Genomic DNA, 16,958 nt, shown 5'->3' with positions numbered 1-16,958 from the left:
CTGTCACCCTTTCTTGTGTACGGAGTCCGTTCAATCAAAAAAATAAGGTCTTCTCTCTGGAATCTCAGAAGAATGCCTTAGTTTTTTTAGTGGTGCTGTATTTTTTTCAGGCTGACTTTATTTGCAGAGAGCGACTTTTCCGTTTCTTTTTTCTAGTGATGATTGGTAGAATAGAGGGGAACGGTTTTTATAACAAAAATGAAGGTGCAGACGGTGAAGAAAAGAAGAGCGACTAAAAGAAGACAAATCGTATGGATGCTACTGGTAATTATTGTGATTGTGCTCCTATTCGGTAGTTTTTTGCGAAAGAAACAAGAATTGAAAACAAAACAACTATCTAAGGATGAGGAGACCACCTTTGTCGATCAGTTGTTATCTGAGTATCATTTTGCAGGAGTGGTTTTGTTGATTAAAAATGAAGCAGTATATTACGAACGGGCTTATGGTTATGCCAATGAGGAGTTGAAGCAAAAAAATGCGGAGACGATGGCTTATCCGGTTGCGTCTGTTCAAAAAAGTATGACTGCGATAATGATTGAACAGCTTGTTTCAGAAGGGAAACTATCCTATGATGAGACTGTTGAGCAGTTTTATCCAACTCTTACACGAGGCGCTCATATGACCATTCGAGATTTGTTGAATCACAGCTCCGGAATTATTATGGATGAGATAGAACCAGACACGCTTTTGACGAGCCAAAAAGAACAACTGGACTTTGTATTATCCGAGATGACGGTCAGTAATAATCAGACCTTTACTTATACGAATGCTAACTATACATTATTGGCTGGAATCTTATCAATGATAACAGGGAAAAGTTATGAAGAATTATTTACCGAAAAAATCAGTACCCCTTTAAATCTCAAACAGACGTATTTTTGGGATCAGTTGCCAAATAATCAGACCATTCCTTTGGGTTATATGTATGATGAGGTCAATGAAACAGACTATCAAGCTGCCTGGGCTTCGTTTCCAGAATCTCAGCCCCTTTTTTCTAGCTTGTTAGGTGCTGGCAATTTGTTTATGTCTGCTGGTGATTTATGGAAGGTTCAAAAAGCGATGGAAAATGGCGAGATTTTGTCAGAAAAAATGTATAATGAAATGACGGCTGTCGTTACGAGTGGGTACAGTAGTGGTTTCTGGTTTTCTGGTGACCTAAAAATTAGCAGTGGCTCATTGGGTGGTTATAACACGTGTGTTTATGGCGATAAAAAGAATCAAACACGGGTCATCTTAATCAGTAATCAACAAGGAACTACCGATACGGGTTCATTGGCTGAAATGATTTATGAGCGGTTGCACTAGTCATTGCCAGACGCAATAATTAATAGAAGGGGATGTCCAAAGTTATGACGATTAAGCGACGTTTATTTATTTCACATATATTAATGATTGCCGTACCCGTTTTATTGAGTTTGCTGGTTGCCTCATTTGCCTTTCTTTTAGTTTGGCAATATTTTTGGGGCGTTGATGAGGGCGCGATGAACAAAAATAAGGAGTTCCGTGCGCAGTATGCAACAGTCGAAAGTCTTGTGATTAAGTGGTCATCTGATGACGCCACCAATAAAAAGGTTCAGTCGGATATGGATAAGTTTTATAAAGAGCATTATAGCGATAATATTGCTTTAATCGTCTATCAAGGAAAAACGCAAGTCCATTCTGTTGGTGAAATTATCGACACATCGATGCGAGATGCGGTTTTGTCTGAGGATGGGGAGCATAGTTATTTAAAAGACCAAATTTTTGTGACCTCGTTTGAAGCCAATAAGTACAAAGTGATTTTAGTGAATAATAATTATTACAATGATTTGTATTACCAAGACCCGTTATGGGATAGGGATTATCAAAAAGTGCTGTTTTATATTATTGTGCTGATGATTATCGGGACACTAGTGATTATTATTTTGACAAGTCGTTATCTGACAAAAAGCGTCACAAAAAGTATTGAGAAGCCTTTAGAGACATTAACAGAGGGTTTTTATCGAATTCGTGCGGGGCAGTTGGATTATCAAATTCGTTATACTGAACCGGATGAGTTTTTACTCGTAGTGGACGATTTTAACGAGATGGCACATCAGTTACAAATGATGGTAGATGCTCAGAATAAATTAGAAGCGAATCGACGCGAGCTAGTGGCAGGGATTTCTCATGATTTACGCACACCGTTGACTTCAATCAAAGCATACCTTGAGGGCTTAGAAAAAGGGGTTGCAAGCACCCCACAAATGCGAACAAAATATTTCCAAACGATCAAACGAAAAATTCAAGATTTGGATCAAATCATGGCACAGCTATTTTTATTTTCTAAATTAGATACCGGCGAATTTCCATTTGAATTGGTCGAGACAACCAACCAAAAGCTGATTGATGAAGCCGTCCATTTGATGCAGCATGAGTATCAGGATAAAGGGGTCAACATTTATTTGGCTGCGCCTGAAGAGACCGTTAATTTAAAGGTAGATCCTGTCCAATTTCGAACGGTGCTAACGAACTTGTTTGAAAATGCTTCAAAATATGTTCAGAAAAATGAAGTTCAAGTAACGCTTACTTATCGTATTGAGGCTGATCAGCTGATTCTCTCTATTACAGATAATGGTGAAGGGGTGCCGACAGAAAACTTGGATAATTTGTTTGAATTATTTTATCGAGATGACAAATCTCGCACCAATCCAAGTAAAGGGACTGGTTTAGGTTTAGCAATTTCTAAGAAGATTGTTGAGGGCTTTAATGGGAAAATAGAAGCGCGTAATCATTCATTGGGTGGGTTGACGATTCTTATTACGCTACCAGTAAAGGGGGAAGAGACTGTTGGTAATGAATAAACGAGTGTTAATTGTTGAAGATGATGAAGATATTTCGATGATTGAACGAGATTTTTTGGAAATGGAAGGGTACACTGTCCACATTGAAAACGAGGGCATCGGTGGGTACAAAGAAGCACTAAAAGGGACCTATCAACTGATTTTGTTGGATGTGATGTTGCCCGGAATGGATGGGTATGAAATCTGCCGAAAAATTCGGAACAAAGTGGATATTCCCATCATAATGGTGACTGCAAGAGTTGAGGAGCTAGATAAGCTACGAGGTCTGGGGATTGGCGCGGATGATTACATTGTTAAACCTTTTTCTCCAACAGAATTGGTGGCGCGTGTTAAGGCGAATATTGCCCAATACAATCGAATCAGAGAGAGACAGAGGAAACTTGAACCGGCAGAAGAGGCGGAAATCCAACTAGGGAATATTCGAATCAATTCGAAAACTCACCGTGTTTATGTGGGGGATGTTGAGGTGGATTGTAAACACCGGGAGTATGAGCTTTTACTTTTCTTAATGCAAAACCCTGAAATTGTGTTTAGTAAGGAACAACTTTATGAAAAAATTTGGGGGATGGATGCTCTAGGGAATATTCGCACGGTGGCGGTTCACATCAATCGTTTACGTGAAAAAGTGGAAGAAGATCCCGCCAATCCTCAATATATTCAAACGGTTTGGGGAGCGGGTTATCGATTTCAAGCAGAAAAATGAGCCAATACGATTAAATAAATATAAGGACGACTTCTTGGACCAAAGATGGGCAAGTAGTCGTTTTTATTTTGGGTTTTTCTGAAAAAAGGCGAATTTCATAGAGAAAATAATGAAAATAATAATGAAAACGCAAGAATTGGGCTGAAAAGTTTATCTCCAGTTTATAGAATGTTTACAATTTTATAACTTTAATTTAATTCCTTCCTTGTACAATGAGAGAGTAAAGAAGTGTCAAGGGAGGGATTTTGTGAAGCAGTTGTTAAAGAATGAAGCCGTTCGAAACGGACTCCTTTTTTTTGGGAAAACCGTCTTCTATTTCTGTGTAATCCTATTATTAATTTATCTTTATCATTATAAAAATATCCAAGGTGGATCATTTATTTATAATGAATTTTAGGAGGTTTCTATGAACGTGACAAATATTGTTCAAGCAATTGAGCATTGGGGGCAAATTGACCCGAATAGAGTGGTTTACCGTGAAGAACAAACGTATACGTATGGTCAATTAATTGAGTGGTCAGATAAACTGGCAGCTTTTCTAGAAGTAACAGCCAAAAGTAAGGCACCAATTGTGGTATATGGCGAGCTTGAATTTGAGATGTTAGTGGCTTTTCTAGCAGCTTCAAAAACGGGCAGAGCCTACATTCCAATTGAACAAACCACACCAAAAGATCGAGTGGAGCTGATTCTTTCAGTAGCGAGTCCAGAGCTGATTATTAGTGTTGGTGATTGGCAAGGTCCTGAGACGCAGATTCCGTTGGTAGATAATAAAAAAATTTCTGAACTATTTGCGGAGGAAGCACGCACTTATGAACGACAACTTGTAGAGGACGAACAGACTTACTACATAATTTTTACATCTGGAACAACAGGTGTGCCAAAAGGGGTTCAAATAAGTCATGATAACTTAGTTAGTTTTGTGAATTGGGAGCTGTCAGATTTTCATTTGAGAGAAGGGATGCAATTTCTTTCGCAAGCTCCGTACTCATTTGATTTATCTGTGATGGGCGTTTATCCTGCGTTAACATCAGGTGGTTGTTTAGTTCCATTAAAAAAATCAGTAATTAATGACTTCAAGACCTTGTTTACGACGTTACCAAAACTAGCCATTAATGTCTGGATATCAACACCAAGTTTTATGAAAATTTGTTTGATGGAGCCGACGTTTGATGAAGCGCACGTTCCAAGTATTGAGCGCTTTTTATTCTGTGGTGAAGAGTTGCCTAAGAAAACGGCAGCCGCTTTACTTGAACGTTTTCCAGAGGCAGAAATTTATAATACCTATGGACCGACTGAAGCGACGGTGGCTATTTCGGGTATTCAGGTGACAAAAGAACTATTGGAAACTTACAGTCGTGTGCCGATTGGTTATGTGAAAAAGGATACATGTGTTTTCTGTATGGATGGAGATACGCTAGTAGAGAAGGGGCAAGTTGGTGAATTAATCATTAATGGCCCCAGCGTTTCTAAAGGATATTTGAACAATCCAGAGAAAACGGTAGCCGCTTTCTTTAAACACCAAGGACAGGCCGCTTATCGCACAGGGGACAGTGGCCGTATTATCGACACGGAAAAAGGTCAGCTTCTGCTGTATGAGGGACGCATTGATTTTCAAGTGAAATTTCATGGGTACCGAATTGAGCTAGAGGATATTGACCATCATTTGAGTAGTCTTCCTTTGGTCAAACAAGCGGTCGTAGTGCCAAGGTATGTGGAAAATAAAGTGGAACAACTGATTGCGTACGTCGTTCCTGAAGAACATTCATTTGAAAAAGAGTTCCAATTAACCAAAGCGATTAAAGAATCATTGAGTGAATTTGTTATGGACTATATGATTCCTCAGCGGTTTGTTTATGTTGATCATTTGAAACAGACTGCTAACGGGAAAATTGATCGGAAGAGCCTAATAAATGAGGTGAATCCTTTATGAAATTTGAGCATATGATTCCTTATGCAAATCCTCTGTATTTTATTTGGCTAATCATTGCCTTATTACCAATGATTCTATTGTTGCTGTACAAAGGCAAACGGTGGGGCTGGTATCAAATCGCTCTAACATTAGTCTTCTTGTATATTAGTTTTGGCGGCCAGTATTGGCAACAAGGAGTGGCACTGATTGGTTATGTTATTTTCCAAACGTTACTCGTGTATGGGTATCATTATTACCGCACAAAAAAGCCGAACAATCGTTCGAGTATCTTTTATTTGGCGGTTGCAGCCGCAATTTTGCCGCTATTTTTAGTGAAAGTAACGCCGTTTTTTGATGGGCAAGCGTCTATTTTTAACTTCTTAGGGATTTCTTATCTGACATTCAAATCTGTTCAGATGATTATGGAAATGAGAGATGGGTTGATTAAAGAGTACCATCCATTTCGGTATATTCAATTCCTACTTTTTTTCCCGACAATTTCCTCAGGACCGATTGATCGTTATCGACGGTTCGAAAAAGAATTGTTAGAAGCACCTTCCAAAGAAAAATATGTCGACTTTTTGGAAAAGGGCGTTTGGAATATCTTTTTAGGTTTTTTCTACAAATTTATTTTAGGTTACTATCTTGGCCAAGTGATGCTTCCAGGTGTAACAAAAGAAATCATGAGTCATGGCTTATTCTCATGGAGTTTTTTTGGCTACATGTATGTTTATAGCTTGTATCTGTTCTTTGACTTTGCCGGTTATAGTTTGTTTGCGGTCGGGGTCAGCAATCTTATGGGTTATGATACACCAGTCAACTTTAACAAGCCGTTTCTGGCACCAAACATCAAAGAGTTCTGGAATCGTTGGCACATGAGCCTTTCCTTTTGGTTTAGAGATTATATTTATATGCGTTTGATGTTTACTTTAATCAAAAAGAAAGTCTTTAAGAGTCGAATTGTTGCCTCAAATGTTGGGTATTTTGCTTTGTTTCTAATCATGGGTGTTTGGCATGGTTTGACTTGGTACTATGTTTTATATGGACTGTATCATGCGTTACTTATTTGCGGGAACGATGCTTGGATTCGTTTTAAGAAAAAGAAGGGTAAGAATTTACCATCAAATAAAGCGACCAAAGTTTTTTCAATCGTAGTAACATTTCATGCAGTCTGCTTTAGCTTCCTGATTTTTTCAGGAATTTTAGATCAGCTATTATTTTAGATAATAAGGGAGAGAATAAATGATGACAACAAAAGAAAAAGTTTTAGAAATTTTAGAAATGATTATCGGGACAGATGAAGTAAAAGAAAATTTATCGGTGGATTTATTTGAAGAAGGTTTGATGGATTCCTTAGCAACCGTTCAATTGTTAGTGGAATTAGAAGGACAATTGGGTGTGCAGGTCCCTGTTTCAGAATTTGACCGTGATGAGTGGAATACACCCGCTAAAATTATCAGTAAAGTAGAAGCTTTACAGGCTTAATGATGAAAAAGCGACTATTCTCTATTTTTGGACCGATAGTATCTGCAGCGGTCCTTCTAGGGGTTGTCTTTCTAGGCCCTTGGAAGATAAATTCGAGCGATCCAAAAATATTAGCGCAAGCATCTACAGCAATGAGTAATAGTGTCTTTCGAGGGGATAGTATTAAAAACCAAGCGATTGAAACAGGGAAATACGTACCTTTTTTTGGCTCCTCTGAGTTAAATCGCGTGAGTTCAATGCATCCTTCTGTACTCGCGCAAAAGTATAATCGAAATTATACACCCTTTTTAATTGGCGCACCTGGCACACAATCACTCACTCAGTTTTCTATTATTCAATCAATGTCAAAAGAATTGGCAAACAAAAAAGCAGTCTTTATCATTTCCCCTCAATGGTTTGTTAAAGATGGTGTGAAGGAGCCTTACTTTGATAATTATTATTCGGAGCAACAGATCTATGGTTGGCTACTTTCTTTGACTGAAGTTTCTGAAGCAGAGGCGTATTATGCGAATCGTTTGCTTGAATTTTCAAAAGTGAACCATAATCAACTAGCAGTAGATGTATTAAATCAAGTCAAAGCGGGGAACTTACCGACTGGGGAACAAAAGAACAAGCTTAAAAGTCAGTTAGCTATTTTTACGCGAGAAGATGAGTTGTTCGGTGGGATTGGTCTTGGCAAAAACTTGAAGAATAAAATTGACCGAGCTGCCGATAAATTACCACATAAATATGATTATAATAAGCTGATTTCAATAGCGAATAAAGAGGGACGCTCGCAAACAACGAATAATTCTTTAGGAATAAAAAATACCTTTTATGCGAGTCACTTGGCGGATCGTATAGAAAAAATGAAGGGGTCACAAAAAGACTTGGAGTATCGTTTCGGTCCAGAATTTAGTGATTTTCAATTAGTCTTAGAGGAGTTTGCTAAAAATCATGTGGAGGTTCTATTTATTATTCCTCCAATCAATCAAAAATGGATGGATTATACTGGATTGCCAAATGAAGTTTTATCAGGCTTTGATAAAAAGATTCGTTATCAGCTAACGAGCCAAGGTTTTACAAATATTGCTGATTTCACAACTGAGGGAACAGTTGATTACTTTATGGAAGATACGATCCATCTAGGTTGGCGTGGCTGGTTAGCTTGTGATGAGTATATTCAGCCGTTTATGGAAGCAAAAACAAAAACAGATTCTACGCACCAAATTAATTCAGACTTTTTGTCAAAGGATTGGCAACAGATGGCGCCCGATGATCTGAAGGAATAAGTTTAATAAATTTAAACGATTAGACAGTGTGTCTATGCCTTCATAAGAGAGTTTGTTTGCAATAGACAAGTACTCACAAGGAAAATCTAGCTCTATGTCAAATGGGGCTGATAATAGAAATTTAATAGTTGAAGATTGAAAGGAGACATGTTCAATCTTCAGCTTTTTTTATTCTGTTATTTGGCTAACCTGTTTATTAAAAAGAACCCTACCCAGACGTGAGTTTTTGTCTATTTTTGTTTTCACTTGTGCGAAAAGTAAGGTAAACTTAAAGATAGATGAATGTCAGAAAAAAGTAGGTGGTATACGAGATGAATGAAGTCGAAGTGTTTTGGGATGAGTTTTCAGATGAGTACCAAGAGATACAGGAGGAATCTAAGTTACCTTTATCGGCAGATGTAACGAACTTTTTGAAGAAAATTGGTGTGTTTCCGGCCTCGTCATTGATTGACGTTGCGGGTGGCTCAGGGCGGTATCTACTCGATTTTTCCAAACAGCTGGAAACCTATACCTTGTTGGATATTTCGACAAAGATGATTGAAAAAGCCCAAAGTTTGGCAAAAGATCAACGGGAGAATTGTGTGTTTATCCATGAAGAGATGAACGGATTTTTTGAGAAAACGGCTGATAATGCGTATGAATATAGCTACTCAGCGATGAATCCGGGACTCCAAACAGTTGATGAATTGCTTGAGTTGAACCGGATCTCAGAAAAAGGCGTCTTTATTTTTCGACTGACAGAAAACCAAGATTCACTTTTTTCAGTGATTGATAACCAATTAGGAATCGCACAAGAAGAGGAACTGTCGTTGATCTCAACCTACCAAAAAGCACTTCATAAAGTGGGAATACTAACGCAAACTAAGACGTTCACATATACCTATGATGAGTGGGTTTCTCGAGAGTTTTTGCGCGCATATTATGAAGACTATAGACACGATAAAGAGTTTCAAGGGCGATTGGATAAGTGGTTTCTGGGAAATGATGAAGTGAATAGTCACACGGTTCTGACCTTCACGTTGTTTTATTGGTTAAAACAGTAGAGAAGGAACATTTTACTGTATATGAAAGGAGTTTGTTGGGCATTGGAGAAAACATTATACGAATTAGCAAAAGAACATATCAATTATAAAAAGTTGGGTGAAAATGGTGAATCCGGCCATGTTTCTTGTGCTTTGCTCACTGAAAAAGGAAATATTTATACAGGTATTTCGATAGATTTGCCGTGTTCGATTGGGTTTTGTGCAGAGCATGCTGCAATCGCAAGTATGATTGATCATGATGAGACAGTTATCAAAGAAATTGTGGCGGTTCATATGAATGGAGAAATCTATTCACCATGTGGTCGATGTCGAGAGATGATTCATCAAATTGATGAAAAAAATAAGTCGACAAAAGTTTGGCTGACACCTGAAAAAAAATTGGAATTGCACGAGCTGTTACCTTATATGTGGGATAGGTAAAGCGAAAGAAAAATCTAATTTAGAGTAAAAAGATAACGCAGCGGTTCCGCGCATGAGAGGGGATATGTTAGGGAACCGTTGCGTTATTTTTATTTGTTAAAAACCGATATGAAAAAGAACAAATCTACCGCTTGTTGGGAATCTGTGCATCGCAATTAATTCACTTAATTATAGATTTAGGAAATCAGCTTTAAGCCGATTGCAGAAAACAGAATTAACCCAATAAAGACGAGGCGTTTCCAATTTTTTGATTCTCCGTAGAAAAACATTCCTAAAATAGTTCCACCTGCAGTACCAATTCCTGTCCAGATTGCATAGGCCGTTCCCATAGGCAAACTGTCCATTGCATATGAAAGAAGGAGGAAGCTGACTGCAAATCCTGCAACCAACAGGAATAAAGCGATCGCAGTCTTTTCTTTGTGCCATTTGTTAATCATCAGCACACCAAACATTTCAAATAATCCAGCAAAAATTAAGGCAATCCAACTCATACTAATGTCCTCCCGTTTCTTCGGGTGTTACGATTTTTAAGCCAATCACGCCAACTAAAAGGGTGGCTGTTAAGAAAATTTTCCCTAAACTAAATGGCTCACCAAAGAAGAGGATACCACTGAGGATGGTTCCTAGTGTTCCTAGGCCAACAAAGACCGCATAGACAGTTCCGACGGGCAGTGTTTTCCCGGCCATAATCATAAGCGAAAAGCTGATAATTATCGCGAGTAATGTGCCAATCCATTCAACCCAATTATTGGCGTGTTTAATCCCAATCACCCAGCTGACCTCAAAAAGAGCCGCGATTATGACTGAAATCCACGTTTTATTCATTTCTTTTTCCTCCTTTTTGACCGCAAAAAAAGCCTGAGAAATATTGTGAATACAATATCTCCCGGGCTTTTATCCCTCCGTGTTACACAAGTTCATGTGCGTTTTCTCTCGGACCAGGCTAGCTTTTTTGCTACGGAACCCTAGAAAACTTTTGCGTCATTCCTTAGAATTATACACATTTATTTTTAAAATTCAAGTGAAAAAAGTTTAGTTAACCATTCAACTCCCATTCAAAAAAAAGACTAAGAGAATCTAAAAAATAAAATAGACTAACGAAAAAAGACTTTTTTGAAAGATTCTCTTTGCAAGATGGGCGACTTTCTATTAATCTGTTTAGTATACAGGTATCGAGTGTTTACTAAAAGGAGCGATTTTATGGTTGGAATTAGAGAAGTAGCAAGAAAGGCTGGAGTTTCGCCAGCAACTGTTTCCAGAGTACTAAATGAAGATCCAACGTTATCAGCGACAGCAGAGACGCGGGCGAGAATTCATGAAGTAGTTGAGAAGTTAAATTATCAGAAACCAGAAAGAGGCACAACAAAAAAAGTTAATGCTTCGATTGGACTAATCACAGTAGCTTCTGAAAGAGGAGAAATTGAGGATTCATACTTTCGGGCGATTCGATTGGGAATAGAAGCAGAAGCAAAGCGTTTGAGATTGGCAGCCAATCGGATATTTCGTTTATCTGAAGCGTATTCGTTGAAAGGGATTGAGGCACTAGGGGCAGTTATTATTTTGGGGAATCTAGAAGAACAATTTATTCAAGAAATCTATGAAAAAAATCCGCGTGTAGTATTAGTCGATGATGCCTCGGCCAGTGCCTCATTGGATGCCGTGTATACTGATCTTGAGATGATTACCAAAAAACATTTGGAGCGACTATGGCAATTGGGACACAGAAGGATTGCTTTTATTGGTGGGGTTCGCACGGTGAAAACAAGTACAGGAGATAACCTTTTATTAAGTGAAGATATCCGCTATCAAACGTATAAAAAATGGCTGACTATAAATGGCGTTTTTTCAAAAGAATTGGTCTTTTTAGGTGGCTGGGGTTCACAGGATGGTCTTGAGATGGGAGAAGCGCTATTGGAAAGATTCTCTGAGAAAACAGCGCCTAGTGCCATTGTCGTAGCAAGCGATCCACTGGCAATTGGTGTTTATCGTGCAATTCAAAAGTCTGGCAAATCAATTCCAACCGACTTTTCAGTTGTGAGCTTTGATAATATTGAGGTAGCTGAATTTCTCACCCCACCGTTAACAACCGCGAATATTGAAACGGAGCAGCTAGGTAAAATGGCCGTCCGTTTAGCCAAAGAGCGAATCACAAATGAGCGAGAGATTCCGATACATGTAGTCGTTCCGTCAAAAATAATTATGAGAGAAAGCGTAATTTCTCTTGACAAGTAAAATAGGTAAACACTAAAGTGAGTAAACAGATAAAATAAAACGATTTCATTTTTTGTGGAAAATAAAAAATGAGCCAAAAAAGGAGAGGAATGTTTTGTTTTTAGCAAATGAAAAGAGATATGAAGAAATGACTTACAATCGTGTGGGAAGCTCTGGATTGAAACTCCCAGCAATCTCGCTAGGGTTATGGCACAATTTTGGCGATGTGGACACGATTCAAAATCAAAGAGAAATTATTCATGGTGCGTTTGACATGGGAATTACTCACTTTGATTTAGCGAATAATTATGGACCGCCAGCTGGTTCAGCAGAAATTAATTTTGGCCGAATTTTGCATGAAGATTTGAAAGGCTATCGTGATGAACTGATTATTTCGTCTAAAGCTGGCTACTATATGTGGCCTGGACCTTATGGGGAATGGGGCTCAAAGAAAAATATTATAGCCAGCTGTGATCAAAGTTTACAGCGGATGAATTTAGATTATGTCGATATTTTCTATCATCATCGACCAGATTTTGACACACCTTTAGAAGAAACGGCTCAGGCCTTAAATTTGTTAGTTCGCCAAGGGAAAGCATTATATGTAGGTGTCTCTAATTACGATGCCAAACGAACGAAAGAAATTGCTGCTATCTTCAAACGATTAGGGACACCATTTATTATTCATCAACCAAATTATAATATGTTTGATCGTTGGATTGAAGAGGACTTACTAGACGTTTTAGAGGAAGAAAAACTGGGTGCGATTGTGTTTAGTCCATTAGCACAAGGATTACTGACGAACCGCTACTTAAACGGTGTGCCAGAAGATTCACGTGCGCATCGCTCAGACAGTCCATTTTTATCTGAGGAAAGGGTAGAACAAACACTTGAGGTTGTTCGAAAACTTAATGTGTTGGCGATTCAAAGACAGCAAACACTAGCTGAGATGGCTTTGGCATGGAATTTGCGACATCAACAGATTGCCAGTGTTCTTGTGGGAGCTAGTCGTTTGTCTCAATTGAAGGATAACGTGGCTGCTTTAAATAAGTTAACTTTTTCTTCTGATGAATTGGCAGAGATTGACGATTTATTGCAAGAAATGAGAAAGGGGTAGCCAATGTTAGCAATCCAGTTTGATGAACAAACCCAAACCTTTCATTTGAGCAATGATGAAATCAGTTATCTTTTGGGGATCGAAGAGGGCGAGGTTTTAAGTCATCTATACTATGGTAAAAAGATTGCCCAGTATCATGGCAACTTTCGTTATCCTCGAATTGACCGTTCGTTTTCACCCAATTTGCCTGGTTCAAAAAATCGTTCATTCTCATTAGATACCGTTCTTCAAGAGTATCCAGGGTTTGGTGGCGGAGATTTTCGAACACCAGCCCATCAAATTCGGCAAAGTGATGGGACGATTGTGACAGATTTCAAAGTAAAGGAACATCAGATTTTTTCTGGGAAACCAAGTTTGGAAGGTCTACCTGCGACCTATGTTCAGGATTCAGAAGAAGCGCAAACCTTACTTGTTATCTTAGAGGACCGTTTTAGAGGACTTGAGTTAGAGCTTTCTTATACTATTTTTTGTGACTCTCCAGTAATTGCCCGTAATACGCGCTTGATTAATAAAGGGACAGAGAAGGTTGTGGTTGAGAAGCTAGCTAGTCTGGCAATAGACTTTCCAGATACGCCATTTGAATTGATTCATTTGAATGGGACCTGGGCGAAAGAACGAATGGTGACTAGAGAAGCACTTCAACCAGGCATTAAAATTTTGGATAGCAAGCGTGGGTCAAGTAGTCATCAACAAAATCCTTTTGTGTGTTTGGCGTCTCCAACGATGACAGAAGAAACAGGTGAAGTCTATGGGTTTTGTCTTGTCTATAGTGGCAGTCACGAAACCATGATTGAAAAAGATCCATACAACCAGACGCGTCTGACAATGGGGATCAATTCGTTTGATTTTCGTTGGGTTCTTGAACCAAATGAAGCTTTTCAGTCACCAGAAGTTCTGATGAGTTTTTCTGATAAAGGTTTAAATGCATTATCTCATTCCTACCATGATTTACTCAATGAACATCTTGTTCGCGGTCGTTTTAAGAAACAGGAACGACCGGTTTTGATTAACAATTGGGAGGCGACTTATTTTAACTTTGATGAAGATAAGTTACTAGCAATTGTTGATGAAGCAGAAAAGATGGGCATCGAATTGTTTGTTTTGGATGATGGTTGGTTTGGTAAACGTGAATCTGATAGAACATCTTTAGGCGATTGGTATGAAAATTCAGGGAAAATCAAGATGGGCCTAGCGAACCTCTCTAAAGAAATTCATGCGCGTGGCTTAAAATTTGGGATTTGGTTTGAGCCGGAGATGATTTCTGAGGATAGTGAGCTGTATCGTGCGCATCCTGACTGGGCGTTACAGATTCCTGGTAGAGGAATGTCTTTAGGTCGAGACCAGTATGTCTTAGATTTTTCAAGAGAAGAGGTTCGTGCGCATATTTATCAACAAATGAAGACCTTTTTTGATGAGGTACCAGTTGATTATGTCAAATGGGATATGAATCGGAATATGACGGAGGTTTATTCCAAAAAACGAGCGCCAGAAGAGCAAGGAAGTACGGCACATCGCTATATGCTGGGGTTATATGAATTTATGGAGAACTTAATCGCAGAATATCCGACGATTTTGTTTGAAAGTTGTTCTGGTGGTGGGGGTCGTTTTGACGCGGGAATGCTGTATTACATGCCGCAAACCTGGACGAGTGATAATACAGATGCGATTGCCCGATTGAAAATTCAATATGGAACAAGTTTGGTTTATCCAGTGTCAACGATGGGTTCGCATGTTTCGGCGATTCCAAACCATCAAACCTCTCGAAAGACAAGCTTAGCGATTCGCGGAAATGTCGCGATGGCAGGGGTCTTTGGTTATGAACTAGATTTAAGTACACTCTCTACTGAAGAAAAGGTGGAGATGAAAGCACAAGTTGCGTTTTATAAAGAGCATCGTTCTTTGATTCAATATGGACGTTTTGTTCGATTGTTGAGTCCTTTTGAAGGCAATGAAACCGCTTGGATGTTTATTTCTGATGATAAAAAAGAGGCCTTAGTGTTTTACTATCGTGTCTTAGCAGAGGCTTCCCATCCGCCAAAATGTTTGAAATTAGAAGGACTTGCTAAAGAGAAAGTCTATATGATGGAGAATCAATTATTTGGGGGCGATGAATTGATGAATCTTGGCTTCTACATTGATCCGTCTTTAAGCGGCGACTACGCGACACAACTGTTTTATTTGAAGGAAAATAACTAAAGAAACTAGGCTTAAAAAAATCAGTAGGTAATTGATTGATAGGAACCCAAATTAGGGTGTCTGTCAATCAATTACCTACTGACGATTTTTTTAGCTTTCTTTTAGTTCTTTTTCGATTTGTAGACGTTGAACCTTCATGGTTGCTGTATGAGGGATATCCTCAAACTTGCGGATGAGTGGTTCATTTAAGTGAGGTAAGTTATGAACTTGTTCCCACCAAGCTTCCCAATTCATTTCATGAGCAGGAGAGACGGCAATGATTGGTTGTGGGGAATCGTCTTTTCCTCGAACAATCACGACTTCTTCTAGGAAGGGTAGTTGATCAAGTAAATAATCTTCAATTGCTAAGGTACTGTTAATCGTATCAATCAAATCAACTTGACGGTCTTTAAGGAACAGGTGTCCTTGTTCGTCAATCATCCCCCAGTCGCCACTATCCCACCAGTCACCGTAAACATTTTCTGTGAATCGTGCATCCTCTTTATAGTAGGTAAGGGCACGTCCTTTTGAAAGAAAATGAATATGGCCATCTGTGTTTTCAGAAAGAGGCTGACCGTTCTCGTCGGCAATGCGTGCTTTTGTTAAGTCGTGAAGACCAATCCCCATATCCCGCGCATTTGAATTCTTTAGAGAGTCGAGTGTGTGCGCTTTTAGAATCATTGGGCCACATTCGCTTTGACCATAAACCTGTAAGAAAATTGGTTCAGGCTGATCAGTCGCCGATAAGAAGGTTGCCATCGTTTGATTATTGATAGCATCAAATGTGGAATGGTAATAACGAATACTGGCAAAGGCTTCAGGGTTCGTTTGCGCCACATGAGTCCACTGCACAAAGTTATTTGGATGTGTTTCTAAAGCAATTGGTGGGTACTGTTTTAGCATGCGAACTAAATGTGCACTAGTTGCTTTAGCAAGTGGCATCATCGGAAAGCCCATCGCCATTAAAGAAGAAACGCCGATATTAAATCGTGAATGAACAGGGGAAATGTGGAAACCTACCAGTTTTCGTTCAGCGATTTTTGTGAAAATTGTTTTTTGCCATAATGTTCGCCAACCCATCGAATTTGCGGAATGGCAAATTAATTTAGGGATGCCAGTTGTACCAGAAGTATGTGTCATATAGGCAATTTCATCTGCATCAAGTGTTGCTTGAGGAACAGGAACTGCTTCTTGTAAAAGTAAGTCTCGGACTGATAATTTCTTTTCTGCAGATAGGTTTGAAACGGCGTGAACTTTTTCTTCGGTTTCCTCATCAAATAAAATATAAGGCTGTTCTAAACGATCTACAAAAACTTCAATAGTTTCGTGAGGTAGGTGATAAGAAACCATCACAGGAACAGCAGCCAAATAAGAAGCGGCGACTGCAAGTAAATACGTATCGAATTTGGGGCTTTTATAAAGAACAATTTTATCGCCAGCACTGACCCCCATTTGAGCTAATTGATAAGCTCGTTTAAGAATCTCCTGATGGCTAAGATCATAAGTGGTCTCATAACCAAGTGCCGGAAAAGCAGGCAATATCTGGTCCAAAATAATCGGTGTATCAGGTGTCGTCTGTGCAGAATCACGATAATTACTGTATAAATTTAGCGGTTGGTAAGTTAACTCTGAAAGCATGTGAGCACTTCCTTTTCATAATTTGTTTACTCGTTTTCAAATACGTCCATATGATAGCATAAACATCTAAGGAAATACAGTCCCATGAGAAATAATGCACAAGCAAAGTAAGACGATAAATGATAAATAAACGGTATAATTAAACACGTTGAAATGAGGAGGAG

The 16,958-nt window shown here is 38.8% G+C and carries 16 protein-coding genes and 1 riboswitch; of the genes, 13 read left to right on the top strand and 3 right to left on the bottom strand.

Annotated features, from left to right (window positions below; all coding sequences use genetic code 11):
* Positions 1-213 precede the first annotated feature (213 nt).
* The 10 genes from IGI37_RS09730 (at position 214) to IGI37_RS09685 (ending at position 9,653) form a co-directional block, all read left to right on the top strand.
* A complete protein-coding gene (locus IGI37_RS09730) occupies positions 214-1,305 on the top strand; it encodes a serine hydrolase domain-containing protein (RefSeq protein WP_438761534.1) in 1,092 nt (363 codons plus the stop codon).
* A gap of 44 nt (positions 1,306-1,349) precedes the next feature.
* Positions 1,350-2,822, top strand: coding sequence for a sensor histidine kinase (locus IGI37_RS09725; RefSeq protein ID WP_438761532.1), 1,473 nt, complete (start codon positions 1,350-1,352; stop codon positions 2,820-2,822).
* A complete protein-coding gene (locus IGI37_RS09720; RefSeq protein ID WP_438761530.1) occupies positions 2,815-3,525 on the top strand; it encodes a response regulator transcription factor in 711 nt (236 codons plus the stop codon). The genes IGI37_RS09725 and IGI37_RS09720 overlap by 8 nt, the downstream gene beginning before the upstream one ends.
* A 256-nt stretch (positions 3,526-3,781) precedes the next feature.
* The gene (locus IGI37_RS09715) at positions 3,782-3,922 is read left to right on the top strand and encodes a teichoic acid D-Ala incorporation-associated protein DltX (RefSeq protein WP_438763628.1); all 141 of its coding nucleotides are present in this window, start codon (positions 3,782-3,784) and stop codon (positions 3,920-3,922) included.
* A 9-nt stretch (positions 3,923-3,931) separates the two neighbouring features.
* A complete protein-coding gene (gene dltA, locus IGI37_RS09710) occupies positions 3,932-5,455 on the top strand; it encodes a D-alanine--poly(phosphoribitol) ligase subunit DltA (RefSeq protein ID WP_438761529.1) in 1,524 nt (507 codons plus the stop codon).
* Positions 5,452-6,657, top strand: a complete 1,206-nt coding sequence (dltB, locus tag IGI37_RS09705; protein ID WP_438761528.1) for a D-alanyl-lipoteichoic acid biosynthesis protein DltB — start codon at positions 5,452-5,454, stop codon at positions 6,655-6,657. Before dltA ends, dltB begins: the two co-directional genes overlap by 4 nt.
* Before the next feature lie 22 nt (positions 6,658-6,679).
* Positions 6,680-6,919, top strand: a complete 240-nt coding sequence (dltC, locus tag IGI37_RS09700; RefSeq protein WP_438763627.1) for a D-alanine--poly(phosphoribitol) ligase subunit DltC — start codon at positions 6,680-6,682, stop codon at positions 6,917-6,919.
* Positions 6,920-6,921: 2 nt separating this feature from the next.
* Positions 6,922-8,190, top strand: a complete 1,269-nt coding sequence (dltD, locus tag IGI37_RS09695) for a D-alanyl-lipoteichoic acid biosynthesis protein DltD (RefSeq protein ID WP_438761526.1) — start codon at positions 6,922-6,924, stop codon at positions 8,188-8,190.
* A 311-nt stretch (positions 8,191-8,501) separates the two neighbouring features.
* Positions 8,502-9,233 carry a class I SAM-dependent methyltransferase gene (locus IGI37_RS09690; RefSeq protein ID WP_438761524.1) on the top strand — a complete coding sequence of 244 codons (732 nt, stop codon included), beginning with the start codon at positions 8,502-8,504 and terminating at the stop codon, positions 9,231-9,233.
* Between the two features lie 42 nt (positions 9,234-9,275).
* On the top strand, positions 9,276-9,653 hold the full coding sequence (locus tag IGI37_RS09685; RefSeq protein WP_438761523.1) for a cytidine deaminase family protein: 378 nt from the start codon (positions 9,276-9,278) through the stop codon (positions 9,651-9,653).
* Between the two features lie 176 nt (positions 9,654-9,829).
* Here IGI37_RS09685 and IGI37_RS09680 read toward each other — a convergent pair whose 3' ends face one another.
* Positions 9,830-10,144, bottom strand: a complete 315-nt coding sequence (locus IGI37_RS09680) for a DMT family transporter (protein WP_438761521.1) — start codon at positions 10,142-10,144, stop codon at positions 9,830-9,832.
* Between the two features lies 1 nt (position 10,145).
* Positions 10,146-10,478 (bottom strand): DMT family transporter, encoded by a 333-nt coding sequence (locus IGI37_RS09675; protein WP_438761519.1) that lies wholly within the window; start codon positions 10,476-10,478, stop codon positions 10,146-10,148.
* Between the two features lie 56 nt (positions 10,479-10,534).
* A riboswitch (guanidine-I (ykkC/yxkD leader) is annotated at positions 10,535-10,633 on the bottom strand.
* 220 nt (positions 10,634-10,853) lie between these two features.
* Between IGI37_RS09675 and IGI37_RS09670 the strand changes: the two genes are divergently transcribed.
* The 3 genes from IGI37_RS09670 to IGI37_RS09660 all read left to right on the top strand — a co-directional run bounded on the left by IGI37_RS09670 (position 10,854) and on the right by IGI37_RS09660 (position 15,177).
* Entirely contained in the window at positions 10,854-11,885 is a 1,032-nt protein-coding gene (locus tag IGI37_RS09670) for a LacI family DNA-binding transcriptional regulator (protein WP_438761518.1), read from the top strand.
* Between the two features lie 94 nt (positions 11,886-11,979).
* A complete protein-coding gene (locus IGI37_RS09665) occupies positions 11,980-12,981 on the top strand; it encodes an aldo/keto reductase (protein WP_438761516.1) in 1,002 nt (333 codons plus the stop codon).
* A gap of 3 nt (positions 12,982-12,984) precedes the next feature.
* Positions 12,985-15,177 (top strand): alpha-galactosidase, encoded by a 2,193-nt coding sequence (locus IGI37_RS09660; protein WP_438761515.1) that lies wholly within the window; start codon positions 12,985-12,987, stop codon positions 15,175-15,177.
* Between the two features lie 90 nt (positions 15,178-15,267).
* Here the strand turns inward: IGI37_RS09660 and IGI37_RS09655 are convergent, their stop codons facing one another.
* On the bottom strand, positions 15,268-16,794 hold the full coding sequence (locus tag IGI37_RS09655) for an AMP-binding protein (protein ID WP_438761514.1): 1,527 nt from the start codon (positions 16,792-16,794) through the stop codon (positions 15,268-15,270).
* Between the last annotated feature and the right edge of the window lie 164 nt (positions 16,795-16,958).

It is taken from the genome of Enterococcus sp. AZ194 (assembly GCF_051713825.1).
Taxonomy (GTDB): domain Bacteria; phylum Bacillota; class Bacilli; order Lactobacillales; family Enterococcaceae; genus Enterococcus_K.
The sequence above is the reverse complement of the archived record's forward strand: the minus strand, read 5'-3'. Positions and strand labels throughout refer to the sequence as shown.

Coding starts and splice junctions, on each gene's coding strand:
- IGI37_RS09655 (WP_438761514.1), bottom strand. CDS start 16,794: ATGCTTTCAGAGTTAACTTACCAACCGCTAAATTTATACAGTAATTAT.
- dltA (WP_438761529.1), top strand. CDS start 3,932: ATGAACGTGACAAATATTGTTCAAGCAATTGAGCATTGGGGGCAAATT.
- dltD (WP_438761526.1), top strand. CDS start 6,922: ATGAAAAAGCGACTATTCTCTATTTTTGGACCGATAGTATCTGCAGCG.
- IGI37_RS09675 (WP_438761519.1), bottom strand. CDS start 10,478: ATGAATAAAACGTGGATTTCAGTCATAATCGCGGCTCTTTTTGAGGTC.
- IGI37_RS09680 (WP_438761521.1), bottom strand. CDS start 10,144: ATGAGTTGGATTGCCTTAATTTTTGCTGGATTATTTGAAATGTTTGGT.
- dltB (WP_438761528.1), top strand. CDS start 5,452: ATGAAATTTGAGCATATGATTCCTTATGCAAATCCTCTGTATTTTATT.
- IGI37_RS09660 (WP_438761515.1), top strand. CDS start 12,985: ATGTTAGCAATCCAGTTTGATGAACAAACCCAAACCTTTCATTTGAGC.
- IGI37_RS09720 (WP_438761530.1), top strand. CDS start 2,815: ATGAATAAACGAGTGTTAATTGTTGAAGATGATGAAGATATTTCGATG.
- IGI37_RS09725 (WP_438761532.1), top strand. CDS start 1,350: ATGACGATTAAGCGACGTTTATTTATTTCACATATATTAATGATTGCC.
- dltC (WP_438763627.1), top strand. CDS start 6,680: ATGACAACAAAAGAAAAAGTTTTAGAAATTTTAGAAATGATTATCGGG.
- IGI37_RS09690 (WP_438761524.1), top strand. CDS start 8,502: ATGAATGAAGTCGAAGTGTTTTGGGATGAGTTTTCAGATGAGTACCAA.
- IGI37_RS09670 (WP_438761518.1), top strand. CDS start 10,854: ATGGTTGGAATTAGAGAAGTAGCAAGAAAGGCTGGAGTTTCGCCAGCA.